This window comes from Streptomyces silvisoli (assembly GCF_029269905.1).
GTDB classification, from domain to species: Bacteria; Actinomycetota; Actinomycetes; order Streptomycetales; family Streptomycetaceae; genus Streptantibioticus_A; species Streptantibioticus_A silvisoli_A.
In genome coordinates this window covers 48,294-74,610 of record NZ_JARJBC010000022.1, presented here as the reverse complement: position 1 = coordinate 74,610, position 26,317 = coordinate 48,294, and the positions used below count along the sequence as shown (strand labels likewise).

19 protein-coding genes are annotated in these 26,317 nt (G+C 69.5%); 11 read left to right on the top strand and 8 right to left on the bottom strand.

What is annotated here, in order from left to right:
- Positions 1 to 185 precede the first annotated feature (185 nt).
- Positions 186 to 734, top strand: coding sequence for a ferritin-like domain-containing protein (locus P3G67_RS28335; protein WP_276096024.1), 549 nt, complete (start codon positions 186 to 188; stop codon positions 732 to 734).
- Between the two features lie 179 nt (positions 735 to 913).
- Here P3G67_RS28335 and P3G67_RS28330 read toward each other — a convergent pair whose 3' ends face one another.
- Positions 914 to 1,864, bottom strand: coding sequence for an SDR family NAD(P)-dependent oxidoreductase (locus P3G67_RS28330; protein ID WP_276096023.1), 951 nt, complete (start codon positions 1,862 to 1,864; stop codon positions 914 to 916).
- A 102-nt stretch (positions 1,865 to 1,966) separates the two neighbouring features.
- On the opposite strand from P3G67_RS28330, the gene P3G67_RS28325 reads away from it, so the two are divergent.
- Complete coding sequence (locus tag P3G67_RS28325; protein ID WP_276096022.1) at positions 1,967 to 2,863, top strand: helix-turn-helix transcriptional regulator; 897 nt, start codon at positions 1,967 to 1,969, stop codon at positions 2,861 to 2,863.
- Positions 2,864 to 2,865: 2 nt separating this feature from the next.
- On the opposite strand, the gene P3G67_RS35905 is transcribed toward P3G67_RS28325, so the two are convergent.
- Together P3G67_RS35905 and P3G67_RS28315 are read right to left on the bottom strand one after the other, a co-directional pair.
- The gene (locus tag P3G67_RS35905; RefSeq protein WP_313881468.1) at positions 2,866 to 3,324 is read right to left on the bottom strand and encodes a hypothetical protein; all 459 of its coding nucleotides are present in this window, start codon (positions 3,322 to 3,324) and stop codon (positions 2,866 to 2,868) included.
- Between the two features lie 438 nt (positions 3,325 to 3,762).
- A complete protein-coding gene (locus P3G67_RS28315) occupies positions 3,763 to 4,902 on the bottom strand; it encodes a GDSL-type esterase/lipase family protein (protein ID WP_276096071.1) in 1,140 nt (379 codons plus the stop codon).
- A gap of 506 nt (positions 4,903 to 5,408) precedes the next feature.
- Between P3G67_RS28315 and tap the strand changes: the two genes are divergently transcribed.
- From tap to P3G67_RS28300, 3 genes are all read left to right on the top strand, one after another.
- Positions 5,409 to 7,538, top strand: coding sequence for a telomere-associated protein Tap (gene tap / locus P3G67_RS28310; RefSeq protein WP_276096021.1), 2,130 nt, complete (start codon positions 5,409 to 5,411; stop codon positions 7,536 to 7,538).
- A gap of 4 nt (positions 7,539 to 7,542) precedes the next feature.
- The gene (gene tpg, locus P3G67_RS28305) at positions 7,543 to 8,154 is read left to right on the top strand and encodes a telomere-protecting terminal protein Tpg (RefSeq protein ID WP_276096020.1); all 612 of its coding nucleotides are present in this window, start codon (positions 7,543 to 7,545) and stop codon (positions 8,152 to 8,154) included.
- 473 nt (positions 8,155 to 8,627) lie between these two features.
- Complete coding sequence (locus P3G67_RS28300) at positions 8,628 to 10,214, top strand: Na+/H+ antiporter (protein ID WP_276096019.1); 1,587 nt, start codon at positions 8,628 to 8,630, stop codon at positions 10,212 to 10,214.
- A 130-nt stretch (positions 10,215 to 10,344) separates the two neighbouring features.
- On the opposite strand, the gene P3G67_RS28295 is transcribed toward P3G67_RS28300, so the two are convergent.
- Both P3G67_RS28295 and P3G67_RS28290 read right to left on the bottom strand, forming a co-directional pair.
- Positions 10,345 to 11,535 (bottom strand): SPFH domain-containing protein, encoded by a 1,191-nt coding sequence (locus P3G67_RS28295; protein ID WP_276096018.1) that lies wholly within the window; start codon positions 11,533 to 11,535, stop codon positions 10,345 to 10,347.
- A gap of 43 nt (positions 11,536 to 11,578) precedes the next feature.
- Positions 11,579 to 11,797, bottom strand: coding sequence for a hypothetical protein (locus P3G67_RS28290; protein WP_276096017.1), 219 nt, complete (start codon positions 11,795 to 11,797; stop codon positions 11,579 to 11,581).
- 306 nt (positions 11,798 to 12,103) lie between these two features.
- Here P3G67_RS28290 and P3G67_RS28285 point away from each other — a divergent pair, with 306 nt between their 5' ends.
- From P3G67_RS28285 to htpX, 3 genes are read left to right on the top strand one after another with little or no spacing between them, the layout of a single operon-like run.
- Positions 12,104 to 12,889 carry a PspA/IM30 family protein gene (locus P3G67_RS28285; RefSeq protein ID WP_276096016.1) on the top strand — a complete coding sequence of 262 codons (786 nt, stop codon included), beginning with the start codon at positions 12,104 to 12,106 and terminating at the stop codon, positions 12,887 to 12,889.
- Positions 12,886 to 13,164, top strand: coding sequence for a PspA-associated protein PspAA (gene pspAA / locus P3G67_RS28280; protein ID WP_276096015.1), 279 nt, complete (start codon positions 12,886 to 12,888; stop codon positions 13,162 to 13,164). Before P3G67_RS28285 ends, pspAA begins: the two co-directional genes overlap by 4 nt.
- A 5-nt stretch (positions 13,165 to 13,169) precedes the next feature.
- Positions 13,170 to 14,072 carry a zinc metalloprotease HtpX gene (htpX, locus tag P3G67_RS28275; protein ID WP_276096070.1) on the top strand — a complete coding sequence of 301 codons (903 nt, stop codon included), beginning with the start codon at positions 13,170 to 13,172 and terminating at the stop codon, positions 14,070 to 14,072.
- Between the two features lie 120 nt (positions 14,073 to 14,192).
- Here htpX and P3G67_RS28270 read toward each other — a convergent pair whose 3' ends face one another.
- Together P3G67_RS28270 and P3G67_RS28265 are read right to left on the bottom strand one after the other, a co-directional pair.
- The gene (locus P3G67_RS28270; RefSeq protein ID WP_276096014.1) at positions 14,193 to 15,617 is read right to left on the bottom strand and encodes an amidase; all 1,425 of its coding nucleotides are present in this window, start codon (positions 15,615 to 15,617) and stop codon (positions 14,193 to 14,195) included.
- Positions 15,618 to 16,033: 416 nt separating this feature from the next.
- Entirely contained in the window at positions 16,034 to 17,290 is a 1,257-nt protein-coding gene (locus P3G67_RS28265) for an alpha/beta hydrolase (protein WP_276096013.1), read from the bottom strand.
- Between the two features lie 134 nt (positions 17,291 to 17,424).
- Between P3G67_RS28265 and P3G67_RS28260 the strand changes: the two genes are divergently transcribed.
- The 3 genes from P3G67_RS28260 to P3G67_RS28250 all read left to right on the top strand — a co-directional run bounded on the left by P3G67_RS28260 (position 17,425) and on the right by P3G67_RS28250 (position 25,135).
- Positions 17,425 to 17,895 carry a MarR family winged helix-turn-helix transcriptional regulator gene (locus P3G67_RS28260; RefSeq protein ID WP_276096012.1) on the top strand — a complete coding sequence of 157 codons (471 nt, stop codon included), beginning with the start codon at positions 17,425 to 17,427 and terminating at the stop codon, positions 17,893 to 17,895.
- Positions 17,896 to 18,352: 457 nt separating this feature from the next.
- Complete coding sequence (locus P3G67_RS28255) at positions 18,353 to 19,669, top strand: C1 family peptidase (RefSeq protein ID WP_276096011.1); 1,317 nt, start codon at positions 18,353 to 18,355, stop codon at positions 19,667 to 19,669.
- An 888-nt stretch (positions 19,670 to 20,557) separates the two neighbouring features.
- Positions 20,558 to 25,135 (top strand): cation-translocating P-type ATPase, encoded by a 4,578-nt coding sequence (locus P3G67_RS28250; protein ID WP_276096010.1) that lies wholly within the window; start codon positions 20,558 to 20,560, stop codon positions 25,133 to 25,135.
- Between the two features lie 197 nt (positions 25,136 to 25,332).
- On the opposite strand, the gene P3G67_RS28245 is transcribed toward P3G67_RS28250, so the two are convergent.
- Positions 25,333 to 26,265 carry an MBL fold metallo-hydrolase gene (locus P3G67_RS28245; RefSeq protein WP_276096009.1) on the bottom strand — a complete coding sequence of 311 codons (933 nt, stop codon included), beginning with the start codon at positions 26,263 to 26,265 and terminating at the stop codon, positions 25,333 to 25,335.
- Between the last annotated feature and the right edge of the window lie 52 nt (positions 26,266 to 26,317).

The window sequence follows — 26,317 nt, the reverse complement described above, 5'->3', positions numbered from 1 at the left end:
TGGGGGACGACACCGGACACCGCTCCGCTCGGCAGCCCCATGGACGTGCGCACGTCATCAACGCCGTCGGGTGAAGGCGGTCATGTCCCGCCACGCGGCGGGTAAGCGTGCGACGCAAGAAGTCTTCCTTGACGCGTCGGGCGTTGAGTGGGACGTGTCCAGTAACGCGAAAGGCGGTTGCGGCCGTGGCCGAGTTCCTCACCGACATCGAGACCATCCGCGAGCGGGCTCGCAGGGAGATCGACAAGGGCCCCGTGACGGATGCCTACGGAGCCGACCTGGAGCGCGTTCTGCGTGTGCTGAACGAGGCGCTGGCCACGGAGATCGTTTGTACGCTGCGGTACAAGCGGCACTACTACACCGCCAGCGGCCTGCTGGCGGAGCCGGTGGCGGCGGAGTTCCTGGAGCACGCCAACGAGGAGCAGCAGCACGCGGACAAGCTGGCGCAGCGCATCGTGCAGCTCGGAGGCGAGCCCGACTTCAACCCGGACACGCTCACCAAGCGTTCTCACGCCGAGTACGACGCCAGCATGGATCTGGTCGACATGCTCAGGGAGGACCTGGTGGCGGAACGCGTGGCCGTGGCCTCGTACACCGAGATCATCCAGTGGCTTGGCACTGGCGACCCGACAACCCGACGGGTCTTCGAAGAACTGCTGGCTCAGGAGGAAGAACACGCCGATGACCTGCGCGGCTTGCTGGAGCGGGTTCCCCGGCAGGCGAAGGAGGCCTAGCCTTCGGCGCGGCCCGTCACAGACGACGGGAGCCGTCGCTACGCACCTGGTGGCCGCGAGCGCTTTGGGAGTTGGGCCGTTACGAAACGCCAGGCGCGCGGTCAGCCGCGTGGCCCGCCGAGAGACACCTCGGCGGGCCACCGCTTCCGTGGGTGCTCCGCAAGTAAGTTGACGGAGCGTCAGCAAATGCCGGTCATACGTGCGGACTCCTCCCAAAGCCGGTCGGCGTTCGCCGGGTCGAGGGCGTAGGCGGCCACACCGTTCATGAACTCGGCGGTGACCGGCGCCATGGATGGCCGCCGGGGGACCGGCAGGGCCTCGGCGCAGTCCGCGAAGTACCGTCCGCTCACGCCCTCCAGCAGGTGCGACACGGCCAGTAGGACGGAGGTGGCCGCGCCCTGCTCCACTGTCTTTCGCAGCCCGTCCTCCAGGGTGACGCCGGACGGCCTGCCCAGGTGCCGGACCAGGTTCGTCGGGACGGAACCGGGAGCGATGGCGTTGACTGCAATGCCGTCGTCGGCCCAGCGTGCGGCCGCGCCGACGGCGAAGAGGATGTTGGCGGTCTTGGACTGGCCGTACGCCAGCCACGGGTCGTACGGACGGAAGCCGAAGTGGATGTCGTCGAAGACGACCGGCGAGAACAGGTGGCCGGAGGAGCTGACCGAGACGACCCGGGCGCCCCCGGCCGCCGACAGCGCCCTGTGCAGGCCCACTGCGAGGGCGAAGTGCCCCAGGTGGTTGACGGCGAACTGGGTCTCCCAGCCTTCGGGCGTGAGCCGCAGCTCCGGTAGCGCCATCACGCCCGCGTTGTTGACCAGTACGTGCAGCGGCCCCTCCCAGGCGCTGGCGAAGGCGGCGACCGACGACTGGTCGGCCAGTTCCAGGTGCGCTACGCGAACCTCCTTGTTGCCCGTGGCCTCGGTGATATCGGCGGCCACCGCCGCACCGGCGACCAGATCGCGTACCGCGAGGGTGACCTCGGCCCCGGTCGCGGCCAGCGCGCGGGCGGTTTCCACGCCGATCCCGGAGGACGCGCCGGTGACGATCGCCCGTTTCCCGGACATGTCAGTACCGGCGGCGACCTCGGCAGCGGTTGATCGGGGTCCGAAAGGTGTCCTGATGAGTGTCATACGGCAACGGTGCGCCAGCGCCCGAGGGGTACCCAGAGCTCCGCTGGTCCTGGTAGTGACAGGACCAGGCTCACGACCGCCCGGCGGTCGTACGGTGGGCGCATGGTGAGTGACAACGGGACGGGCACCCCGCTCGGCGACTACCTGCGGGCCCGCCGTGAGCTGATCCGCCCGGAGGACGTGGGCCTGCCCGCGGCCGGGCGGCGCCGCGTCCCCGGCCTGCGGCGGGAGGAGCTGGCCCTGCTGGCCGGGATCAGCGCCGACTACTACCTGCGCTTGGAGCAGGGGCGCGATCGACGTCCCTCCGCCCAGGTCCTCGACGCCCTGGCCAGGGCCCTCCGCCTCGACGAGGACGCCACCGCCCACCTGCACCGCCTCGCCGTGCCGGACCGCCCCCGTCGCCGTTCGCGCCCCCGCCGTCCTGAACACGTCCCGGAGGGCGTACGGCAGCTCATCACGACCTGGCCGCACACGCCCGCGTTCGTCCAAGGGCGCCTCTTGGACGTCCTGGCCGCCAACCCGCTCGCCCAGGCCCTCTCCCCGCTTTTCACGCCCGGCACGAACATGATCCGCGCTCTCTTCCTCGACCCCGACTCCGGCGCCGCCCATGGGCGCTGGGAGGCCAGCACCGAGGGCTCGGTCGCCGCCCTGCGCGCCCTCGTCGGCCCTGATGTCGACGACCCCGCGCTGGTCGAACTCGTCGGGGAACTGTCCGTGCGCAGCGAACGCTTCCGACGGCTGTGGGCCCGGCACGACGTCCGCCCCAAACGCAGCGGCATCAGTACGATCACGAATCCGCAGGTCGGCCCCCTGGAGCTGCGCCACGAGAAGCTGCCGATCCCCGACGCCGACCGCCAGATCCTGGTCATCTACCACGCCGAGCCCGGCACCCCGAGCGCCGAACGCCTCGCCCTCCTGGCTTCCCTCGCCGTCGACCCCGCCGAGCCGGGCCAGAGTACGGCCCGCGGCAGCGTCCCAACAGGGCGTACACGGGGCTGACTTCAGCGGGAGCGGCGGGGTGCTCCGCCCGCGGGAAGTCGTAGGCCGGGGCGACGCGCACGTGTCGTCGCTGTCGGGGCCGCCTTCACACCAACCGCTGCTCGGCCCATAGGACCTTGCCCTGCGCGGTGTAACGGGTTCCCCAGCGGTTTGGCGACCCGGTCGGGCGGCAGGCGGCGCGTGCGGGCGACGAGCAGGGCGGTGTCGTCGCTCTGCTGGGAAAGCGACAGCGCCGAGAGCACCTTCTCGCAAGTCTCCTGCGGACCGCGCCCAGGGCGCGCGAGCAGGGTGCGCAGCGTGTCCAGGCCTTCGTCAACGATCTCCCTGTGGCCACGCGCGGTGGCGAGGCCGCGACGCCACGTCTCCACCAGGGTCAGGGCGCCGTTGCGGCGGCCAGCCGTGCACCAGCTCTGGCGGACTCGTGAGTCGTTGGTGGTCAGTGTTACGGTGCTGCCGTTCACGGGCTCCGCACCTGACGCCATAGCGGCCGCGTTCGCAACGCCTGGGGAAGTAAGGCCATTTCCACGGCCATCAGCGCCGCAGGGGTCGCGGCACGACGCTTGGCCGAATTCACGATCATCCTTTCAGTCTCGGATACGCTCACTCTAAGTTCGGGGGGGGCTGGTCGCCCTCCCCCGATCGGTTGATCGAGCGGGTGACAACCAACCCGCCAATCGGCCCCTTTGGACAACACCCCGCCGTCATGCGCAGTGGGGCACGTATGACGGCGGGTCCCGAGCCCGCTTCCCATGGCTGGCACCTTGGCCGCGTCGGGGCTGATGTTCCTGCCGGCGCGGCTGACCGGGAGTGCCCTGACCAGCCCCCGAGGAGGGCCAACGGGCCATCGGATACCGGAGGATCTGGCTCCGCCGGGGCTTCGGGTGCGAGAGCCCGGCCGTTCACTGGAAGGGGCCGTTGCTGGCGAACGCGTGGGCGGCGAAGCGTTCGCCGATTCGACGGTATGCGGCCGCGGTGGGGTGTAGGCCGTCGGCCAGGTCGTCCACCTCGTCAGGGCCGAGGAGCTCGCGTCCGTCCAGATAGTGCAGGTGGGGATCGGATGCCCGCCGGGCCGTCACGATCCGGGTGAGCTCCGCACGAACCACCGTCAGTGACAGTGCCCCGTGGGCCACATCGGCCGGGTCGCCGAGGGCTGTAACTTCACCGTTCGGGCCCGTCGTGGCCGGGCCGGGGGTGTCCTCGAAGGCTGGGCAGCTCAGGGGGGATATCACCAGCAGTGGGGTGTGCGGATGCCCGTCGCGGATGGTGTCGAGGAAGCCGTGGACCGCCGGGCCGAACGTCCGTCGCCGGAAGGCGGCCAGGCCGACGATGTTGATGCCGATCTTGAGGCTGATCAGGTCGGCCGGCATGTCGCGGATGGTTCGGGCGACGTAGGGGTCCAGCATCGCATTGCCTGCCTGGCTGAGGTTGATCACCTCAACACCGCCGAGCGACGCCGCCACCACCGGCCAGGTGCCGGTCGGGCCGTCGGCCCCGAGGCAGTGGCTGATGGAACTGCCGTGGTGCACCCACCGGCGTCGGCTGTCCGGCAGTGGCGCCAGCACCTCGCCGTCGGCGCGCAGCGCCACCAGTTCCGTGGGGGTCTGCTGCGGCAGCCACAACTCGACGTTCTTCATGCCCGTCGGCAGCCCCGTGAACCGCACCGTAGCGGGTTCGCCCGGGATCAGTAGCTGCTCGGCCCCGGGGCCTGCCATACGCAGGACGTTGCCCAACGGCGCCTGTTGGCGTCCGGCCGGTGCGCCGTCCACCAGCAGTTCCAGCGTCCCGGTCGGCTGTGGCTGCGGCTCGCTGTCCAACTGCCCTGTGGTGGTGAGGACATCGAACTCCACTTCCCGCGCATCGGTGCGGAACACAAGTCGCACGCCCGAGGGCATGACGGTCACCCCGTACTCCGTCGGGTCCTGATGCTGGTCCTTGGTCCATGCGGGCAGACGACGCGGCATCACCCCCCACGGCGTGGTCACCAGGTCCAGCGCACCCCGTATCTCCACCGGACCGCCCACCAGCGGAACCGACCGCATCGTCACTGCCACTGCTCCTGCCTTCCGACTGCCCCTGATGGGGCGTCAACTCCACCGATTCCCTCATGCGAATGGCATTTGAGTATCCTTGATCACTGCGTCCTGGAGCGGGGGATGGGACTCGGCCCCGCGATTCGAGCTGGGGAAATACCGCGTGGTGCTGGGAGCTTGAGGCGCTGACCTGGAGTTGAGCAGCGACGCGGGACCGCGAACTGCCCTCGCCCCGTGTGGACGCCAGCTGTTCTGGTTCGTGCGGCCAGATCCCGTGCTGGCTGTCCTAACCTGAGGCCAGTGCCAACCCAGCCACGCCTGACCGCCCAGCGGCCCTCCACCAGCGCCGCGCCGCCTATGGCATCTCGTACGCGTCGATCACCGGGCCGGGAACACAGCGTTGTTCCCGCTCCCCAGCGATCGAGCGGCGTCACGAGCGAGGCTTGTAAATCCAAGGCTAAGGACACCGCAAATCGAAGGGTAATTCCTGGTAGGTTGGGGGGCGGAGGTGGAGCATGGCGAGCCAGGAAGAGCTGTTCGCGGCCGTGGACGCCCTACTGGAGGGTGAGCCGCAACTCCCGCCACCCGAGGAGCGAAAGCGGCTGCGGGAGGCCGCTGGTGTCACGCAGGCGCGTCTGGCCCAGGTCCTGCAAACAACGACCCAGACCGTGAAGAACTGGGACACCGGCCGCAGTGAACCCAGACCACCACGGCGCCAGGCCTACCTGCGCCTGTTGGAGGGCTGGGCCGCGAAGTACCCCAACACCACCCCCGACGCGTCACCGGCGTCGCCGCCCGAGCCGGAGCCAGTGCCGCGGACCTCCACCACGAACACTCCACGACGTCCGGCTGACGTCCCTCAACAAACCACCCCGGCGCCCCCTGCGGTGAGCCCTCCTTCGGCAGGCGCAAGGCGCGTGGTGAGCGCCAAGCAGGCGTCCACGTCGCATCGCCCGGCTGCGAAGAAGGTCGCGCAGCCGGCCCTCGACCAGCGGTTCCCCCATGGCCCGCTCGGTGTGTTGGGCGGGGATGGCATGGTCTACTGCCCCGGTGGTGTGGTGCTGGACTGCCCGGCGACCACGATTGCGCAGTTGGTCGAGTGGACTTTGCAGGACTCCGGGATCGGCGCAGCGCGGCTGAACCGCAACGGCAAGGACGCCGATCCGCTGGTCGTGTTGACCGCGTCGGCGGCCGTGAAGCTCGGTCTGCCGGAGCGCCTGGAGGGCCCAGAGGCACGCCGTAGCCTGCGCCTGCCGGAGGACCACCCAGTGGTCAGACAAATCGCGCGTGCGAAGTGGAAGTTGACGCAGCGTGGGTTCGGGCCGTGGCCCAGGATCTATCGTCCCGCCAAGGGCAGCGAGCGGCAGTGCGTGCAGCTGGCGATCTTGTCGTGGGACGCGCTGGACGCCAGGGCCTGGGGTGAGGCGGCCGACCTGCACCCTGCTGAACTCGCCAGGGTACTGGGCGAGTTCGCCATTCGCGTGATCACCCCGCGCGGCTCGACCGCGGTGTGCGGTTTGGAGTTGATGACCGCGTTGCGGCCGCCGACGCGTGCCGCGAAGGACGCGTCCGGTGCGTGGGTCTCAGCGCCGAACCCGGGTGCGCTGACTGCCGTGGTGGACCCGGCGCCGCCGGAGGCCCCGGCCGAGCATCCGGTCGCCCAGGGCTGGACGGGTGGGTTCCTCGACGAGGAGGCCTACCAGTGGGTCCGCGACGTGGACCTCCTCAGTGACCAGGAGTGCCTGCTGCCCTTCGCGGTGGGTATCGACATCAACACCGCGTTCCTTGCTGCCGCGGCGCGGTTGACGGTCGGGCTCGGATCACCCGTCCACGTTGACCGCCCCTCTTTCGACAAGAAGGTCCCCGGTTCCTGGTACGTGGACCTCTCCCACGTCGAGCTGGATCCACGCCTGCCCAGCCCCTTCACCTCCACAGGCGAGCGCCCCTCGGGACCTGCCTGGTACCAGACCAACACTGTCGCCTACGCGCAGGAGTTGGGCTACGAGGTGACCCCCGTCGAGGCGTTCCTGCGGTACGAGACGGGTGCCTACCTGGATCCGTGGCACGACCGCCTCAGGGCCGCCTACGTGGCCACGATGGGCGACCTCGGTGTCCCTGTGGGAGGCGATGTCGGTGAACGCGCCTTCCTGGAGGCGATGGAGCAGCACAAGCAGACCGATCCGGGCCTGGTGTGCGTGTTGTCAGCGATCAAGTCGACGGTCAAGGGCGGTATCGGGAAACTCCGGGAGCGCCCTCAGGGCCGCCACTACCGTGACGGTGAGCGATGGCCGGCACTGGAGCGGCCGACGTGGCGGCCGGACATTCGGGCCGCGGTGATCGCCAAGGCACGGGTGAACATGCACCGCAAGATGCTCAACGTCGCGAAGGCGACCGGGCGTTACCCGCTGGCGGTGCTGTCGGACTGCGTCGTCTACCCAAGCCCGGGCCCGTCACCGCTGGACTTCCTGCCGCTCACCGAGGACGGTCGCATCCTGCCGGGTACGTTCCGTCTTGGCGCCAGCCCGGGCATGGCGAAGCTGGAGGGTGTTCAGGAAATGGCGTGGGCGGTGGACCTGATGGAGCAGGGCTACAACCCCGCCCGCCACATCAAGGGCGGCGACGCCGTCATGGACGCGGGGGAGTAGGACCGTGACCGAGATCCACAGAGCCCTGGAGCGCGCCGAGCGGGAGACGTTCACCCGCTCCATCCCGGCCACGACATACGGCCAGGTCAAGTACCTGCTGGAACAGGCAGAGGCAGCCGACCGCAAGGCGATCCGGGGCACCGACCTGAAGCCTGCCAGCAGGGCGGAACTCGCCCGTCGCGTCGCCGTACAGATCGGCGTCAGCCAGCGCACGGTAGAGCGCTACCGCGACAAGAAAATCAAACACGCCACCAAAGACCACGCCACCCGACTGCGGGCCCAGGTCCTCGCCATGTGGCAGCCCCGCGTCCGAGCGCAAGCCCGCAACAAGGCCGCCAGCACCGCCGGCATCACCATCGAGACCCGCGCCCGCTTCGGCTACACCGCACCCATCGGCACCACCGACGACGGCCGCATGCGCCGCCTCACCGTACATCTGCCCGCGCCGTACGCACGACGCCTCTTCGACGCCCGCGAACAAGGCGCCACCGACCAGCAGATGCGCGGCATCGTCGCCGAGGGGCTCCAAGAGATCTACTTCAAAGACGAAGGACGCCGCGCTGTGGACCTCGAAGTGGAGTTCACCGACATCGACTACATCGACGTCGCCTTCTGAAGAAAGAGGGAAGCGAATGGCGAGCATCAACGTGTGAATGAGCAAAGGCAGCTCGGCAGTGCGTAACTCATGGCTGGGAGCGTTGTGGGGCCTCGTGGGTTCCGGCCGCGCGCAGCCGCGCGCGGAGGTCCTGGAGGGGAGCACCGGGGGATCGGTCTGCGGGGCCTCTCAGGGCGGGGCGTGGCTTCCGGTACAGATCGGATGCACCCACTACGAGCCGCGCTACTTCGCGAACGCGCTGAGCAGGCGCTGAGCCGGTCGACATACCCGAAGACGCGCCGCCCGGGCGGCGGCGTCGCCAGGGCGACCACCCGCGTGACCGCCTGGTCCGTGGCGAGGCCTCTCGGTACCCGCCTGCCGCGCGCTGGGCGCTCGCGGCTTCATGCCGGCTGCATCACCGCCCGAGGTCGGTTACGTTGATAAAGCACCTGGTCAGAGGGGGGCAACAAGCCGCAACCTACCGGGGACGCTCCATGACCGGTCTGACCGTCATCCTGCTGCTCGTGGTCCTGGCCACAGCGGTGGCGACCGGTGCCCGGCGCTGGAGCCTGCCCGCCCCCTCGCTCCTGGTGATTGCCGGTCTGGTGGTTGGGCTGATGCCCTGGGTTCCCGAGGTTCGTCTGCCGCCTCACGTGATCAACGTGCTGGTGCTGCCGCCACTGCTGTTCGCTTCGGCCGGGGAGATCTCCGTCCGTGACCTGCGTACCGTGTGGAGGCCTGTGACCGGACTGGTCTTCGGGCTGGTCCTAGCCTCAGCCATCGCCGTCGGGTACGTCGCCCGAGCGCTCACCCCGCTCACCGCCGCGACCGCGTTCATCCTCGGCTCCGTCCTGGCCAGCACCGACCCCGTGGCCGTTACCGCGCTCGGTCGGCGCCTGGCTCTGCCACCGCGCGTTCAGGCCATGGTGCAGGCGGAAAGCCTGTTCAACGATGCCACGTCCCTGGTCCTGTACAAGGTCGCTGTGGCCACTGCGGTTTCCAGCAGCGCCATCACCGTGCGCGGGACCGTCGAGCAGTTCTTGATCCTCGCAGGCGGAGGAGCCCTCATCGGCGCGGCGGTCGCCGCAGTGGTGACCCTCATCCGCAGACGGACCGAGGACCCCATACTGGAGACCGTCATCGCCCTGGTCACCCCGTATGCCTCGTACGTCATCGCGGAGCAGTCGCACACCTCCGGCGTGACCGCCGTCATCGTCTCCGGGGTTGCCCTCAGCAGCACCGGCCACAAGCTGAGCAGCGCGCCCATCCGCCTCCAGATCCACGCCGTCTACGAGACTGTGACTTTCCTGCTGGAGAGCGTCGTCTTCGCCCTCATCGGCCTTGAGCTCCCCTCCGCTGTCCGTCAGCTCGCGCATGACGAGCACGGCTGGCCGCTGTGGGTACCGGTGATCGCACTCACCGTGCTGGCGATCCGCCTGCTGTGGGTCTTCCCGCTGTCCGCCCTTATCCACCACCGGCACAGGGAGGGCGACAGTCGCCTCTCCTGGCGCGTTCCGGCCGTCTTGTCCTGGGCAGGCACCCGAGGCGTCATGCCGCTGGCCGCCGCGCTCTCCATCCCCCTGACCACCCACACTGGGGCGCCGCTGCCGCACCGGGCGCTCATCCTCACGCTCACCACCGGGACCATCGCGCTCACTCTGGTCTTCCAGGGTTTCACCCTCGCCCCTGTCGTCCGCCGCTCCGGCATCGCCCTGGAACCAGAGCACACCGCCCGCGAAGAGGCACGCACCCGCCGGCGCATTGCCCACGCCGCTCTCGAAGAGCTCAAACAGCTTGGCGATCTGGATCAGCTCGCCGATCTGGGTGCCGCCGCCGAGGCCGCACTGAAACAGGTCCGTCGCCAACTGGAAGCGCGTATCCACCAGACCGAAGATGCCCACTACAGCGACCCGGACGCCCGCCCTGCCGACGCCTACCGCGAGATACGCCGGACACTCATCGCCATCGAGGCGGCCGAGCTTCAGCGCCTCTACGAAGCGAACAAGATCAGCTACGCGACCCGGCGGCGGATCCAGCGCGAACTCGATCTCGAAGAAGCCAGCCTCCGCGCCCGCGGCTGACGGCCAGTCCCGCTCACACAACGCGATGGCTTCGGCGAGCGGCCACTGGGGAGGGGCGGCTGTGGACACGGGCAGGCAAGCCAACTCTGGAACTCCACAACCCCGCAGGTGAGTTGCTCACTGGAGTTCTTCAGGACTTCTCGGGGGCCGGGGCGGGGGCCTCTCCGTTCATGCTTGGTGCTGGGGTCGAGTTCCGCAGCGCCTCCAGGATCGCCAAACCCTGTGCGACGATTCCCGATGCGACCTCGTTGACCCCCTCGGTGCCGTTGAGGACAGTCAGGCGTGCCCCGGCGATGCCCTGGGCGGCGGCCTCGGTGAGTGCCGGCAGATTTTCCACTACGCGGTTCGCGGCGATGAGTTCCTGGTTGCCGTCCCTGAGCGACGCCGCCCGGGCGCTGTTGGCGTCGGCTTGAGCCTGCGCGACGGTCCGCTCGGTATAGGCCCGACCATCCGCCTCGAACTTCGCCTGGTCACGTTGGGCCTCGGCCAGGGTGCGCTGCCGGTACGCTTCCGCGTCCGCGGGGCGGCGTACCTCTGCTTCCAACCGCTGTGCCGCCAGGGCAGCCTGACGCTGCGCCAAGGAGGTTTGTTCTTCGATGACTTCTTGGGAGGCCTTGGCTTCGGCCAAGGGACCGGCCTGCGCAGCACGGGCGTTGGACTGCTCGGTCTCGGCCAGGAATCCCGCCCGCTTGATCGCCGTGTCGCGTTCGTACTCGGCTTTGAGAGCGGCTGCCTGCTGTTCGCGCTCGGCAGCCTCCTGGTCGGCCTTCGCCTGCGCGATCCGGGCCTGGCTGGCGACGGCTGCCGCATGCGGGGCCGCCAGGTTGTTGATGTATCCCGTTGCGTCCGCGATCTCCTGGATCTGCAGGGCGTCGACGACGATGCCCAGCTTTTCCATCTCGGTGTGACTGGCCTCCTTGACCTCCTGCGCTACCCTGTCCCGCTCCCGGATGATCTGCTCGACCGTCAAACCGCCAACTATCGAGCGCAGATGACCTGCGAAGATACGACCGGAGAGTTCCTCCATACGGTCCTGTTCTGTGAGGAAGCGACGGGCTGCGTTGGCGATGGACGTCGAGTCGTCGCCCACCTTGAACACCGCGACGGCGCGCACATTCAGCCGGATACCCTGCTGTGTGACGCACTCCTCTACGATCTCCGCCTCCCGAAGCGCGAGAGACAACATGCGGGCCTTCTGCTTGATGGGAAGGACGAAGCTGCCGTGTCCGGTGACGATCCGGAACTGCGTCTCCTGCGCCTGGCGCTTGGACCCGGAGATGAGCATGGCCTCGTTGGGTGCGGGAACGTGCCAGAACAACATATGAGGCCTCCTGTCGTGTCGAGGGAGGTGAGTCGGTTGGCAGCTACGGGAAGGGCGCGACAATCACCGAGCGGGCCGACGTACGGTCCACGACGATCACGAGGGTGTGCTTGCCGATCGGCTTCTCGGACCAGGCCGCGAACGCCTCGCTCCCGCCGCGCACCGCGACCAGCACTTCGCCCGGCCCGTCCGGTGGGATGGAAACGGTCACCCGCCCGATGGCTCCGATCGGACTTTCGTCTGCCTCCTCCAGTGGCTCCATACATTCATCATCCCGCCTCTGACCCGACGGACCTTCGGCCTGCCCGGTCAGAACCACGACACTCCGCGCGCTCAGTCGCCGCCCCGGATACGTCTCGCAGGCGGCTGCCGCCTGGTCCCCGTTATGCGAGACGTCCTGGACAGTTCCACAGCTCCACCGCCACTCGTTGAATGCTCAATAACTTTGAGTGTCGCCGGACCGTCCGCCGAGCGCGCCGCGTCTGTGACCGGTCCCCGAGGGACGAACGGCGCAGCGCGTCAGAGCCCGGCAGGTAGGACAGTGGAGACAGGAGAGGAAGTGACGAGCATGAGCAGCATCGCGCGTCGCATCACCGCGTTGTTCCGGACCAAGGCCAACAAGCTCCTGGACCGGGCCGAAGATCCCAGAGAGATGCTGGACTACTCCTACGAGAAGCAGCTGGAGCTGCTGCAGAACGTGCGACGCGGGGTGGCGGACGTGGCGACCAGCCGCAAGCGCGTCGAACTGCAGATGACCCAGTTGCGGCAGTCCGACGAGAAGCTCTGGGGCCAGGCGCAGCAGGCGCTGGCCGTCGGCCGGGAGGATCTCGCTCGCGAGGCCCTCACGCGGCGTGCTGCCCTCGCCACGCAGGTCGAAGACCTGCAGGGGCAGGAGGCCTCACTCCAGGCGGAGGAGGAGAAGCTCACCCTGGCATCCCAGCGGTTGCAGACGAAGGTAGACGCTTTCCGTACCCGCAAGGAGACCATCAAAGCCAGCTATACCGCAGCCGAGGCCGAGACTCGCATCGGCGAGGCCGTTACCGGCATCTCAGAGGAGATGGGCGACATCGGCATAGCGATGCGTCGGGCCCAGGACAAGACCGAGCAGTTGCAAGCCCGCGCCGGAGCCCTCGACGAGCTGCTCGCCTCCGGCGCGTTGGAGGACGCCACTGTCCCGGCGGGCCGCGACGACATCCAGGCCGAACTCGAAGCGGCCACCGCGGGTCACGATGTCGACGCGGAACTCGCCCGGTTGAAGGCAGAGCTCCCAGCGGCCTCCGCCCCGCCTGCCCTGGGCAGTGTCGGCGAGAAGCCGTCGGGCCCTGAGGAATCGAGCCGGGAGGCGACATCGTGATCGTGCGGATCCTCGGCGAAGGTCAATGCGAGATCGCCGGAACACACCTGGAGAAGCCCGACGAACTGGAATCCGGCGTGCGGTCGGCCGCCGAGTCCGGCGACGAACTCGAGTTCGCCAACGCGTTGCGCGCGCTGCTGAACGCGGCACGCAACCTGGGCGTGTCGCTGCCGAATGACACGCGCACGCCGTCTGACCTGGCACTGCCCGACGAGGCCACCGGCCACTCGCGGGTGCTGGCCGGGCTGGCCGACAGGGGACTGAGTCCCAGATGAGCGCGATGCGCAGCCGCTTCCGCCCCGACCGGCAGCTGAGCGTACGCATGGTGATCACCATGTTCCTGCTCGGCCTGCTCTACGTTGCCTTCATCGCGGCGCTGGTCGCCTTGCTGAAGTCCTGGATCCTGGTGGTGGTCGTCGCAGCCGGACTGCTGGCCGCTCAGTACTGGTACTCGGACAAGATCGCCCTGTTCGCCATGCACGCCCACGAGGTCAGCGCACGGGAGCAGCCCCACCTGCACGGCGTCGTCGACCGCCTGTGCGCCACCGCCGACATGCCCAAACCACGGGTGGCCATTTCGCAGATGGGCATGCCCAACGCGTTCGCCACCGGCCGCAACCCCGACCACGCGGTGCTGTGCGTCACTACCGGCCTGCTGCGACGCCTGGAGACCGAGGAACTGGAAGGCGTGATCGCCCACGAGCTCTCCCACGTCGCCCACCGCGACGTGGCGGTGATCACGATTGCCTCGTTCCTCGGCGTCCTGGCCGGACTGCTGGTGCGGTTCGCCTTCTACTCGGAACTGTTCGGCGGGCGCCGCAACGACCAGAACACCGCGCTCCTGCTCGCCCTGATCATGGCCGTCTCCGCCGTCGTGTACACGATCAGTTTCCTGCTGATCAGAGCCCTGTCCCGGTACCGGGAGCTTGCCGCCGACCGCGCAGCGGCGATGCTCACCGCACGCCCCTCGGCACTTGCCTCTGCGCTGACCAAGGTCAGCGGCGACATCGCCCGCATCCCGTCGGAGGATCTGCGCACCGCGCAGCCGTTCAACGCGTTCTTCTTCACCCCTGCCCTCGGCGACGGAGCCACCTTGTTCAACCTCTTCTCCACCCACCCCAGCCTTGAGCGCCGCCTCGAACAGCTCGCGAAGATCTCCACCGAGCTGAACCAACCCCGCTGACCGCGCGGTGCCGTCGTCCTGTCCGATTGAGCAGACCATCTCGCACCGCAGCCGCTTCGGCCGCCTCGCGTATGGCGCATGCCGCGGTCTCCACTCCGCTGATGTCGAGGGCCCGCGCGCCTACGCGGAGAACGGGGGTCGCTCGCCCGACCACGGAGCGGCTTGTTCGAGCTGGGATGCCAACCGGATCAGCACGTCCTCCCGCCCGTAGGCCGCGACGAGTTGCACTCCGATCGGCAGTCCGTCGGCGTTGCGGTACAGGGGCAGGGAGACGGCGGGCTGACCGGTGACGTTGAACGGAAGGGTGAAGGCGATGCCTTTGGTGACCCCGGCCACCAGCTCCATCGGATCCTTCGCCGTCGGCGCGAGCTCCCCGAGCGGCAGCGGCGGCGTGGGCAGCGTTGGCGTGAGCAGCACGTCGACGTCGGTCTCCCACAGGCCTGCCACGCCGCGCGCCCACTGCTGCCACGCCTGTACACCGGAGAGCCACTGCGCGGCCGTGACCGAGCGGCCGGCCTCTGCGAGCAGCCCGTTCATCGGTTCCAGGTCGGCGGGTTCGAGCCGCTCACCGAGGCGTTCCGACCATTCTTCGAGCTCCCAGGCGAGAATCGCCGAGAACAACGTCGGCAGCGCCTCGAACAGGGCGGGAGAATCCAGGGCAGCCGCCGGTGTCGGCTCGACGCGGTGGCCAAGCGCGTCGAGCAGCCGCGCAGTGTGCTCTACGGCCGCCACGCAGTCCTCGTGGGCTGGGGTGGTCGCGCCCGGTGGCGTCGAACGGAACCCGATCCGCAGGGTGCCGGGATCGGCGCCGACCTCCTCGCGGTAGGGCCGCAACGGAAGCGGGGCGGTGTACGGGTCACCGACCGCCATGCCGGCCGTCACGTCCAGCACGGCGGCGGTGTCACGGACCGAGCGGGTCAGCACGTGTTCATGTGTCCCCGCTCCCCAGTACTCGCCGTACCGCGGCCCCAATGTGGTACGGGCCCGGGTGGGCTTGAGGCCGACGACTCCGCAGGCGCTCGCGGGCATCCGGATCGAGCCGGCCATGTCGTTGCCGTGCGCCACGGGGACCATGCCCGCAGCGACCGCCGCTGCCGAACCACCGCTCGAACCGCCCGGGGAACGGGTGAGGTCCCATGGATTTCGAGTCGCCCCGTGCGCGAGCGGTTCCGTGGTGACGCTGGTGGCCAGTTCAGGAAGGTTCGTCTTGCCGCAGAACACGAATCCGGCCGATCGGAACCGCGCCGCCAAAGTGGAGTCCTGCGGAGCCCGCCAGTCCCGGTCTCGCAACGCGCGCATCCCGCCGTAGGTCGGGTCGCCCGCGGAATGGCACAGTATGTCCTTCAGCAGCATGGGCACGCCGCGGAACGGGCCGTCGGGCAGCCTGGCTGCCCCGGCCTCGGCGAGCGCTTTCTCGAACAGGGGCGTGATCACCGCGTTGAGCTTGTCGTTGAGCAGTTCGATCCGCTCGATCGCCGCCTCGACGAGCTCCGTCGGCGACAGCACGCTACGGCGCACCAGGTCGGCCTGCGCCGTAGCGTCCAACCATGCGAGCTCCTCGCCGGGCCCCGAACTCGCTGTCATATCCGCCTCTTTCCTCGCAGTTGAGCTCTTGCCATCCGTCAGTCCGTCCGCTGCGCGCCGGGCCTGGCCCGTCTGCTGGGCACCGCGGGGAGTGTGCACCGATCGGACCGGGGCGTCACGGATAGAACCTCATCCGCGTCGGCCGCGGCCACAACTGCTCGCAGCTGTAAAGCTGTTGACACCGTAAACGTGCGAGGTCCACTCGGTGGTGTGGGGGCCTGGTTCTGCGCGCTCTATGCCATTGGCACCGTATGTGCGGCGGCGACTGTCACCGGACCCAGAAGCAACAGGCCACCTTGCCTCCCGAGGATTCCTGGCCGGGAGCCCTGCCCCTGCGCGTGTTGTGGGAGCAGGGCTCTCGGCGGTGGTGTTCGTTCCTAGGCGCGGCGGGCCTCGGTGATCTGGGCGGGGATCGTGTCGAGCCACCAGGTGGGGTTGGCGGTGCCGTCGGTGGTGCGGCCGTCGCGGTGGACGTAGTGGCGCACGTCGCGGCCGGGCTCGGCGAGTTCGCCGTTCAGGGCACGCTCGACCCACTCGGCGCCGAAGCGGAAGATCTCGGCCGCGACGCCGCCCAGGGGGTGGAACTCGTTCTCGTAGACGCGTATCTCCTTCGGGGCGCGCACCCGCTCGTAGTTGGCCAGGGCCTGTTCCAACTGGGTGAGTTCGTCGAACTCGCCGATGCCGTACAGGACCGGGCAGGTGATGTCGGCGACGAGATCACCCAGTGGCATGCGGGCGACCAGTTCTCGGTCGAAGGCCTCCTCGTCGCTGTAGCCGGACATGAACATGTAGTTGTTCTTGAAGGTCGGCTGGGCCCGCTCGAAGATGGTGGCGAAGTCGCCGGTAACGGCCTCGAAGGCAGCCAGGGCCGCGAGGCGGCGGTCGGTGGCGGCGGCGCGCGAGCCCCAGTAGCCGCTCATGCTTATGCCGAACATGCCGATCCGGTCCGGGTCGACCTCGGGCAGGGATGCCAGGTGGCCGATGTAGCGGCTGATGGCACGCTCGTAGTTGGTGAGGTCGACGGTCAGCCCGTTGGCCCGGGACTCGCCCTGCCCGGGGCCCTCGATCGACAGGGCGACCATGCCGCGCGAGGTGTAGTACCGCTCGGCGGCGTAGATGTAGTCCTCCTTGATCATGTCCATCCCCGGGCCGAGGATCACCGCGGGCGCGTTGCGGACCTCGCCGGCCGGCAGGTGAAGCAGGGCGTAGATGTGCTGGCCCTCGAAGTCCAGGACCACCCGGCGGACCCGGCCGCCGCGCAGCGCGCCCAGGCGCTCGACGCAGTGGTTGGCGTGCTCGCGGAAGGCGAGCTTGCGCGGGTCGGCGGCGTCGAAGATGGAGTACTGGGCGCGGCCCCACATCACCGCGGCCCGCGCGTACAGGTCGGCGGCGGTCTGCGTGAAGCCGCCCTGCTCGTGGTGGGCGGCCCGCTCCTCGGCCTGCCCGGCGACGGTGGCCCACGCCTTGGGCAGCATCGCCCCGCTGCGGACCAGCTCGAAGACCTTGTCGAAGTCGGTGTGGTCGTGTCCGAGCTGCTCCAGGGTGCCCTTGGCGCCGGGGTGCAGCGCGTCGAAGCCGCCCTGGGCGAGTGCGATGTCCAGAGCCCAGGTCTGGCCGGTGGAACGTGTGGTCATGACGGATGTCCTTTCGGGGGATTCAGCGGCGCACCGTCCGGCACGTCGCTAAGTACTTAACTATTAAGTACTTACGATAGTGTGGATGTCAACCGCACGACTTCGCCACGACCGCAGAACCGGAGACCCCTCCCATGACCGAACAAGCCCAGGTCACCCCGGCTGACAGCCCTCGAGACCACGCCCTGGACCGGCTCGCCCGCGCCGCCTACAGCCTCAGCGCCGCCGACGCCCGGCTACGCGGTCGCGCCACCCGCACCGCGGGCGCTCTCTCCCTCACCCACGCCCGCGCCATGCGCGCTCTGGCCGACCAGGGCCCCCTCACCGTCACCCAGCTCGCCACCGCCACCGAGACGACCAACGCCGCCGCCACGCAGCTCGTCAACGGCCTGGTCAACGCCGACTACGTCACCCGCGAACGCTCCGCCGGCGACAAGCGCACCGCCGTCGTCACCCTCACCCCCACCGGCACGCAGCGGCATCGCGAGCGCCAAGCGGTCCTCACTCAGGCCCTGCACGCCGCACTCAGCCACCACGACACCGCCGCCCTCGATGCCGCCACCGACGTCCTGCGACATCTGGCCGCCATCTACGACCAGCTCTGACATCCCGCCACAGCGAAGTCCGCGACGGTTGCTGCGGCGCCTCGCGCCGGAGCGCAACTGCGCGCCCAGGGCGCCGTTTCCAGTCGGGCCGACCGCTGAGCGCCACCCGGGGCCACGCTTGGAGGAGGGTCGCGGGCTTATCCCTGCGCGCGCCATCCGCGCGTGGCGCGCGTCCCGGTCCCCACGCCCGCCGTGCGACTGCACCGCGCGGCAGATCAGCTCATACGAGACAGCGAGTGAAGAGGACCAGATCAACTGCCAGCGCGCCGGACGACCACGTCGGGCGCGCATGTGGGCGGCATATCGGCGATGGCGGCTCACTTTGGATACTCCGTTGACTCCGGCTGAATGGCCGTGCGACGGTGAGGGCGCGCTCCTCTTGAGAACCGCTGGGAACTGGAGGCAGACCGCTGTGACCTTCGGAAACGATAACTCCCGCCAGGCCATGGATCGCAGTTTGACCCCGGATCAGATTGAGTTCTTCGAGAAGGAGTTCGCCGCCCGGCCGGTGAACCGGCTGATGCAGAACGCCGTCACCCAGACGCCGGTGGACGATGTCGCCCTGGATCGGCGGGTCCTCACCGGCATCGACCACTCGGTCTCCCACCACCTGGACGACTGGAAGGTCACCAACCAGAAGCAGAGCGGGCGCTGTTGGATGTTCGCCGGGCTCAACCTGCTCCGGGTCGGCGCTGCGCGGAAGCTGGGCGTGAATGACTTCGAGTTCTCCCAGAACTACCTGCTGTGGTGGGACAAGTTCGAGCGGGCGAACCACTTCCTTGAGGCGATCATCGAAACCTCGGACCGGGAGGTGGACGACCGAACGGTGGCGCATCTGCTGGCGGACCCGATCGGTGACGGTGGGCAGTGGAACATGTTTGTGGCGCTGGTCGCCAAGCACGGCCTGGTACCGAAGTCGGCCATGCCGGAGACCGACAGCTCCTCCGCGACCCGGGCGATGAACCGGGCCCTGAAGACCCTGCTCCGCCAGGGCGCCCGCGACCTGCGTGGGCAGGCCGACGAGGGAGTCGAAGCGCAGCGGGAGCGCAAGCGGGAGGTGCTGGCTGCCGTCCACCGGGTGCTCAGCATCCACCTCGGCACGCCACCGCAGCGGTTCCTGTGGCAGTGGGAGGACAAGGACAAGCAGTTCCACCGCGATGGCTGGCTCACACCAGCAGAGTTCGCCGCCTCGTATGTGGAGCTGCCGCTGGACGAGTACGTCTGCCTGGTGCACGACCCGCGGGAGTCGAGCCCGGTCGGCCGCACCTTCACCGTTGAGTACCTGGGCAACATCGTGGGCGCCCCGCCGGTGGTCTATCTCAACGCGCAGATGGAGCTGCTGAAGCGGCTGGCCGTGGAGGCGATCGTCGGTGGTGAGCCCGTGTGGTTCGGCTGCGACGTGGCCAAGATGATGCGTGCGGACGTCGGCGTCTGGGACGCCGGGCTCTTCGACTACGCGGCCGTCTACGACGCCCCTTTCACCATGGGCAAGGCCGCTCGGCTGCTGCACCACGACACGAAGATGACCCACGCGATGCTGTTCACCGGCGTCGACGTGGTGGAAGGGAGCCCGCGCCGCTGGCGAGTGGAGAACAGTTGGGGTGAGGAGAAGGCCGACAAGGGCTTTTGGACCATGAACGACTCATGGTTCGGTGAGCATGTCTTCGAAATCGCGGTCCGGCGCTCCGCGCTGCCGTCGCAGCTGGCTGCCGCCCTCGACCAACCGCCGATCGTCCTGCCTGCCTGGGACCCCATGGGCGCACTCGCTGACTGACGATGGGAAGGGCGCGGCCCGCACCACGCGAGTCCCACAAACTCGTTGATACTCCAGGGGCCTTCATCCCACACTCGCGGTCCGGGTGAGTTGCCGTGTCCGACGGACACCACATCGGCGTGACTCGATGACTCTGGCGTGGGCGTTGGCCGTCAGCGACGCTGCTTGGTGATTCAGGTGGCGCTGGCCCCCACCAGACCGCCGGTGGTGCGGGGTGGGGCGGCCGCCGTTTCGGTATGCGGCCGCCCCTTCGTGTTGCGAATCGCTGACTTCCCTCAAGACCGCCCCGCCAGCAACAGGTGGAGGAACAAAGGGGGGGAGCAGGCTGGGTGGTGGTCTCCGGCAAGCCGCACCTGCGCGGATGGCGCCACCTGAGATCTCGACGCGTACCAACGTGCCGCCTGAACAGGCCCGGATGGTTGATCGGCACCCGCAGTGTCTCCAGACGGTCAGCAGGAGTGCGGCCTGGACGACTACCGAGCCCCCCGTTAACCCGGCTGGCACCGTCGCATGACGCTGGCCAATGGCAGCCCACGCCTGCCTGACGTCCTGCGTGGCCGGGAACTCTGCGCGCCGGATCCCGGAAGCCGCTGGAAACCGTAGCCCGACCTTGCGGCCGACTGCGGTTCGTTAAGGCCTCGTTGGCCGTCCCCAGCGAAAGAATCCCATCCACGCAGGTGACTCCATCGTCTCCGGCGCAACGGCGTACCCACCCGGTCCGTCGGTGGTCTGCCGACGCCCTGCGGGCTCCGGCGCGCCGGGCCGACAACCCGCTCGACCCCACAGGGCGCATCATGCGCGGCGCAGCGGGTAGGCAGCCAGCTACCCTGCGCCGCGATCCCGCTGGCCAGGCAGCACCACCGGAAGAATCTTGGTGAAGGGTAAGACATGGTTCTGCGCTTGCTGACACGCCTGCCGACAGCGGGACTTGACCTTGCGCTGACCGCTCCTGTTCAGGTCGCATGCCGCGCTATCCCCATGGCCGGCGCTGCGGCCCGTTCGGCGATCGACATCGCGGAAGCGGGGGTGCGTGCCACGGCGGAGGTCTCCGTCACGGCGGTAAGGGCTGGCCGGGTCGTCCGTAATGCCGTGCTGCCCGGGGCAGTTGAATGGCGGGCGGGTTCCCGGATGCATGTGGCGCTGCGGCGAAGCCCGGACTTTACCGGGCGCGGCGGGCTGGAGGTGGCAGCCAAGCGCATGGCCGTCGCGCTGGCAGAGCACCCGGAGGTGGTGACCGCCTACTGGGACGGCGGGCTGGCACGGCTGGTGATACAGGTCAGCGAGGGCGCGCTCACCGATCGGGTTGTGCGTAAGGCGGAGAGGCTGGCGGCCCGGTACGGACTTGAGCGGCCGGAAGTACCGGTGCTGGAACGGGCACACCCGGGGAGCACCGGTGGGGTGCGGTCGGGTGCGTTGGCCCTGGCGTGTGATGCGGTGGGGATCACAACTGCGGTGACCGCGCGGACGATGCGGCTGAGGAGTTCTCCCCGGCTGGTCACCGCCGCGGTGACGCTGGTACGGGAAGACTCCCGGGTGCGGGCCGTGCTGCACCGTCGGCTGGGGACCTCGGGTGCCGAGGTGGTGCTGGCTGCGGCCAACGCGACGGCCCACGGCTTCGGGAAGTCGCCTGGCTCTTTGGTGCTGGATGCCGCTTTGCGGACCGGGCAGTTGGTGGAGGCTCTTGCCCGCGGTGCCGCGTTCGATGCCGCGCACGATTCGCTGTGTGCCCCGGACCGTCGAAGTGTGTCGGGGCAGCGGACCCCTCGCCCGGCGATCGGCCGGTCCGCAGGGCAGGAGTACGCGGATCAGGCCGTGACCGGGAGTCTGGTCGGCGCCGCCGCGACGCTGTTGTTCACCCGTGACGCGGGGCAGGCTGCTGAGGCGATACTGGCGGGCTCACCGAAGGCTGCCCGCTACGGGCCGGTGGCTTTCACGTCGGCACTGGCCGCCGTTCTGACTCGCCAGGACGTGTTGGTTCGCGACACCGACCGGCTACGGCAACTGGAGCGCGTGGATACCGTGGTGCTCCATCCGGAAGCGTTGCGCAGCACCCGGCGCACCGTACTCGAGGTGCATCCGAACGCCGCGCAGTGGGACCATGAGCGGCTCTGGCATGCCGCCACCGCGGCATTGCAGCAGCCCGAGGTTCCAAGCACACCTTGGGAGGACACGGCGGTCGCGCTGCGTCCGGTTCCCGACCAAGGGCCGTCCGAGACCGATGGCTTGATGATCGCCTCCGCGCACGGTGAGGACATCGGCACCGTGCTGGTCGGGTGCGAACTCGATCCGCTGGCCGAGCCGGTACTGGACGCGGCACGCCGCGCCGGGCTGTATGTGGTGGTACCGCAGGACGCCTCGCTCGGTGATTTTACAGCGCTGGCCGACGAAGTCGTCCCCGGTGAGCGGCCATTGGGGGACGTCGTACGGGGCTTGCGTGAGCAGGGACGGGTGGTCATGGCCATCGCCCGCGTACCCGAGGACAACCACGCGCAGCAGGAACTGGACGCAGACCGCCAGCAGATCGTGGCGGGGCTCTTGGCCAGCGACCTTGCCGTGGCGGTCACCGACGCCCGAAGCGCGGTGGTGTGGGGCGCGGACGCCCTCACGCTGGACGGGCTTCGGGGGGCTTGGCGGCTGCTGGCAGCCATCCCCGCCGCGCGCAGGACCGGTCGACACGCCAAGATCCTCGCCCAAGCGGGCGCCGCACTGTCCGGGCTCGTGGTCATGACCGGCACATCCCCAGCCCAACGGGCCCTGTTCGCTTGGGGCCCGCGCCTCAGCCCAGTCAACGCCGCCGCGGCCGCGGCCCTGGTCTCCGGATGGCGCGCCGCCACAGGCGTGGCCACCACAGCGGCACCCCGCCCCCGCCCAAGGGTGCGCTGGCACGCCCTGCAACCCGAAGAAGCCGTCTCCCGGCTGGCCGCCACGCCCCGCGCCAACCCCGGCGGCCTGTCCGTTCTGCGAGCCACCGTCCGTGAGAGGGCCGGTACCTTGCTCCGGCTGCCGGTCTTCACCCCCGCCCGCCTGACGGCGCGTCTGGTCACCGCAGTGCGCGCCGAGCTCGACGATCCGCTCACCCCGGTCCTTGCCGTCGGCGCGGCGGCATCCGCAGTGCTGGGAGCGCCCGTGGACGCGCTGCTGGTGACCAGTGCCATGGCAGTCAACGCCATCGTCGGCGGGGTGCAGCGGCTGCGCGCCGAACGAGCACTGGCCACGCTGGCGACCGGACAACGGCAACTGGCCCGCCGCGCCACCCGATCGGGCAGCGCGCCTGCGGACACGGTCGACGCCGTCAAGCTCAGGCCGGGTGAAGTGATCGAGCTGCGCACAGGCGATGTTGTGCCCGCGGACGCCCGGCTACTGGAGCTCACTGATCTGGAAGTCGATGAATCCTCACTGACCGGCGAGTCGCTTCCCACGCCCAAGCAGCTTGCCGCTACCCCGCAAGCCGCAGTCGCGGACCGCAGCTGCATGGTCTTCGAGGGAACCACCGTGGTTGCCGGACACGCGCGGGCGGTCGTGGTCGGCACCGGCGAGCAGACCGAAGCCGGCAGGGCAGCCCACCTGGCCTCACGCTCCACCTCCGCCAAGGGCGTCCAGGCCCGCCTGCACGAGCTGACCCGCAAAGTGCTGCCCCTCACCCTGGCCAGCGGGGCAGCGGTCACTGCCCTGTCGCTGCTGCGCGGACGACCGGCGCGGGAAGCCGTCAGCGGCGGTGTCGCCGTGGCGGTGGCCGCAGTCCCTGAAGGTCTGCCGCTGGTGGCCACGGTGGCGCAAATGGCCGCGGCGCGCCGCCTCAGCCGCCACGGCGTCCTGGTCCGCACCCCCCGCGCTTTGGAGGCGCTCGGCCGCATGGACACCATCTGCTTCGACAAGACCGGCACCCTCACCGAGAACCGACTGCGCCTGCTGCATGCCGTCACCGCAGACGGCACCACCCTCGCGGCGGATACCTCTCAGGCGGAGCCGGTGGTGCGGGCGGCTGCCCGGGCCTGCCCGCAGAGCAACGGTGAAGCCGGCCACGCCCATGCCACCGACGAAGCCATCCTGGCTGCGGCCCCGCCCGATCCGTACTGGGTCCAGGCCGAGGCCCAGCCGTTCGAGGCCAGCCGCGGCTACGCCTGCGCGATCGGCCACGATGCTGATGGCACACGCCTGCTGATCGTCAAGGGCGCCCCGGAATTGGTGCTGCCCTGCTGCGAAGACGTCGCCGAGACTGCCCCCACCGCCGCACGAACTCTCGCCGACCAAGGACTGCGGATCCTCGCCGTCGCGCAGCGCCGGCTCGAGCCCGGCGAGACGGCCGACATTCTCGACCAGCCACTGAAGGCCCTGGAACTGGTCGGGTTCGTGGCACTCGCCGACACCCCCCGAGCCAGCTCCGCTCCCTTGATCTCCGACCTGGCAAATGCCGGCGTACGGCCGGTGATGCTCACCGGAGACCATCCGCACACCGCCCGCGCCATCGCTCTCAGCCTGGGGTGGCCGAAGGACGTCACCGTGACCACTGGAGACGAATTGGCGGCCCTCGACCGCGCAGGCCGAGCCCGCCTGCTGGCCGACTGCCAAGTCATCGCCCGCGTCGCACCCGAACAGAAACTCCAGGTCGTCGAAGCGCTGCAGGAAGCCCGACGAGTGGTGGCGATGGTCGGCGACGGCGCCAACGACGCCGCGGCCATTCGCGCCGCCGACATTGGCATCGGCATCGCCGTACGCGGCTCCGCAGCTGCCCGCAACGCCGCCGACCTGATCGTCACCGGCAACGACTTGACGCCCCTGGTCGCCGCCGTCGACGAGGGCCGGGCCTTGTGGCGCAGTGTCGCCGACGCCATCAGTATCCTCATCGGCGGCAACGCCGGAGAAGTCGGCTTCACCGTGCTCGGCACCCTGGTCACCGGTGCCTCACCTCTGTCGACCCGTCAGCTCCTGCTGGTCAACCTGCTCACCGACATGTTCCCCGCCATGGCCGTCGCCGTCACTCCGCAAGACGAGCCGGATCCCGGGCCGAGCAGGCGAACCGAGCACGAGGAGCTGGCCCCCGTGGGCGTCGCCGCCCTCGGGAAGCCGTTGACCCGTCAGATCCGACAGCGCGGGATCGTCACCGGGCTCGGCGCGGGCACAGCCTGGCTGATCGGCACCCTCACCCCCGGTACAGCCCGGCGTACCAGCACCATGGCCCTGTGCGGACTGGTCGGCGCCCAACTCACCCAAACCCTCACCGGACGAGGCCGCAGCCCTTTGGTGCTGGCCACCGCACTCGGCTCCGCCGCAGCCCTGGCTACCCTCGTGCAGACACCCGGGCTCAGCCACTTCTTCGGCTGCACACCCCTGGGCCCCGTGGCCTGGACAGGGGTGGCCGCTGCTGTCGGCGTTGCCGCCATCGGCCCGAAAGCCATGCCATCAGTTGAACGACTCCTGTCCAAGGCCACCGCAAGAATGCCTTCCCTCGCGCGTGTGGCTCCCTGAGCAGCCTCACGCGAGTACCGGGCGACGTCCCCGTCGTCTTGAAAGGTTTGACCAAGTGATCGGGGGCAGTGGGTCGAGGGCTTGGTTTGAGATCGAGGGGACTGCGTGCCAGCGAAGTCCGAGTGGCGGGACGGCCTGGGCCCCGTGCGGCCCCAGGCCGTCCCGCAGACGCGGTGGACCAATGCCCGGTCGCGCGGTCAGGCAGCGGTGGTCGGGATCTCGCTGCCGTGCTCGGCGAGCAGCCGGTAGCGGCCGTTGTCCCGGCGGACGGTGCCGGCCGTGGGCTGCGGGAAGTGGGTGCCCAGGAGCAGCGCGTCGGTGTCCGCGAGGGCGTCGAGCAGCCGCCCGCGGGTGCGAACCGCCTGTGCGGGGTCGATGTCGACGCAGCTGTTCACGTGGGGGTGGGACAGCTGCACGGGGTGGTGGATGCTGTCGCCGGTGATCAGCGCTTGGCGGTCGCTGCCGCGTAGTTCCACGGCGACCTGCCCCGGGGTGTGGCCGGGAGCCGGGACCAGGAAGACGCCCGGCGCCACCTCGCGCCCCTGCTGGGGCACGTCCACGAGGTCGTACTGTCCGGCGTCGCGGACGGGGGTGACGGAGTCGCGGAACATCTGACGGCGGGCCTCGTCCAAGTCGGTGGCGGCCCAGTGGTCCCATTCGGTGCGGCTGGTGAGGTAGCGGGCGTTGGGGAAGGTGGGGACCCAGTCCTCGCCGACGAGGCGGGTGTTCCAGCCGACGTGGTCGGTGTGCAGGTGCGTGGTGATCACCAGGTCCACGGACTCGGGCGGGAAGCCAGCAGCCGCCAGGCGCTTAAGGAAGTCGGTGTCGAGACCGTTCCAGGCCGGGTTGGCGCGTGGCTTGGCGTTGCCGATGCCGGTGTCAATGACGATCCGCAGCCCGCCGGACTCCACGGCGAAGCTGTGGCTTGCCAGGCGGGGGACGTCGGCGTCGGCGAAGTCGGGCCGCAGCCAGGACGCTTCGTCCAGCACCTCCTTGGTGGCGTCCGGCAGCAACCAGGGTCCGGTCTGCGGCGGCAGTTCGATCTCGTCGACGCGGCGTACGGCGATGTCGCCCAGGCTCCACCCCGTGCTGGTGAAGGGGGTGGCCTGACGGGGCGTGGCAGTGCTCATCGGTGGGTCCTTTCGGTGGGCAGGGCAGGGCGGCGCGGAAGGGTAGGACTCG

Coding starts and splice junctions, on each gene's coding strand:
- P3G67_RS28330 (WP_276096023.1), bottom strand. CDS start 1,864: ATGACACTCATCAGGACACCTTTCGGACCCCGATCAACCGCTGCCGAG.
- P3G67_RS28325 (WP_276096022.1), top strand. CDS start 1,967: ATGGTGAGTGACAACGGGACGGGCACCCCGCTCGGCGACTACCTGCGG.
- P3G67_RS28315 (WP_276096071.1), bottom strand. CDS start 4,902: ATGCGGTCGGTTCCGCTGGTGGGCGGTCCGGTGGAGATACGGGGTGCG.
- tap (WP_276096021.1), top strand. CDS start 5,409: ATGGCGAGCCAGGAAGAGCTGTTCGCGGCCGTGGACGCCCTACTGGAG.
- P3G67_RS28300 (WP_276096019.1), top strand. CDS start 8,628: ATGACCGGTCTGACCGTCATCCTGCTGCTCGTGGTCCTGGCCACAGCG.
- P3G67_RS28295 (WP_276096018.1), bottom strand. CDS start 11,535: ATGTTGTTCTGGCACGTTCCCGCACCCAACGAGGCCATGCTCATCTCC.
- P3G67_RS28290 (WP_276096017.1), bottom strand. CDS start 11,797: ATGGAGCCACTGGAGGAGGCAGACGAAAGTCCGATCGGAGCCATCGGG.
- P3G67_RS28285 (WP_276096016.1), top strand. CDS start 12,104: ATGAGCAGCATCGCGCGTCGCATCACCGCGTTGTTCCGGACCAAGGCC.
- htpX (WP_276096070.1), top strand. CDS start 13,170: ATGCGCAGCCGCTTCCGCCCCGACCGGCAGCTGAGCGTACGCATGGTG.
- P3G67_RS28265 (WP_276096013.1), bottom strand. CDS start 17,290: ATGACCACACGTTCCACCGGCCAGACCTGGGCTCTGGACATCGCACTC.
- P3G67_RS28260 (WP_276096012.1), top strand. CDS start 17,425: ATGACCGAACAAGCCCAGGTCACCCCGGCTGACAGCCCTCGAGACCAC.
- P3G67_RS28250 (WP_276096010.1), top strand. CDS start 20,558: ATGGTTCTGCGCTTGCTGACACGCCTGCCGACAGCGGGACTTGACCTT.
- P3G67_RS28245 (WP_276096009.1), bottom strand. CDS start 26,265: ATGAGCACTGCCACGCCCCGTCAGGCCACCCCCTTCACCAGCACGGGG.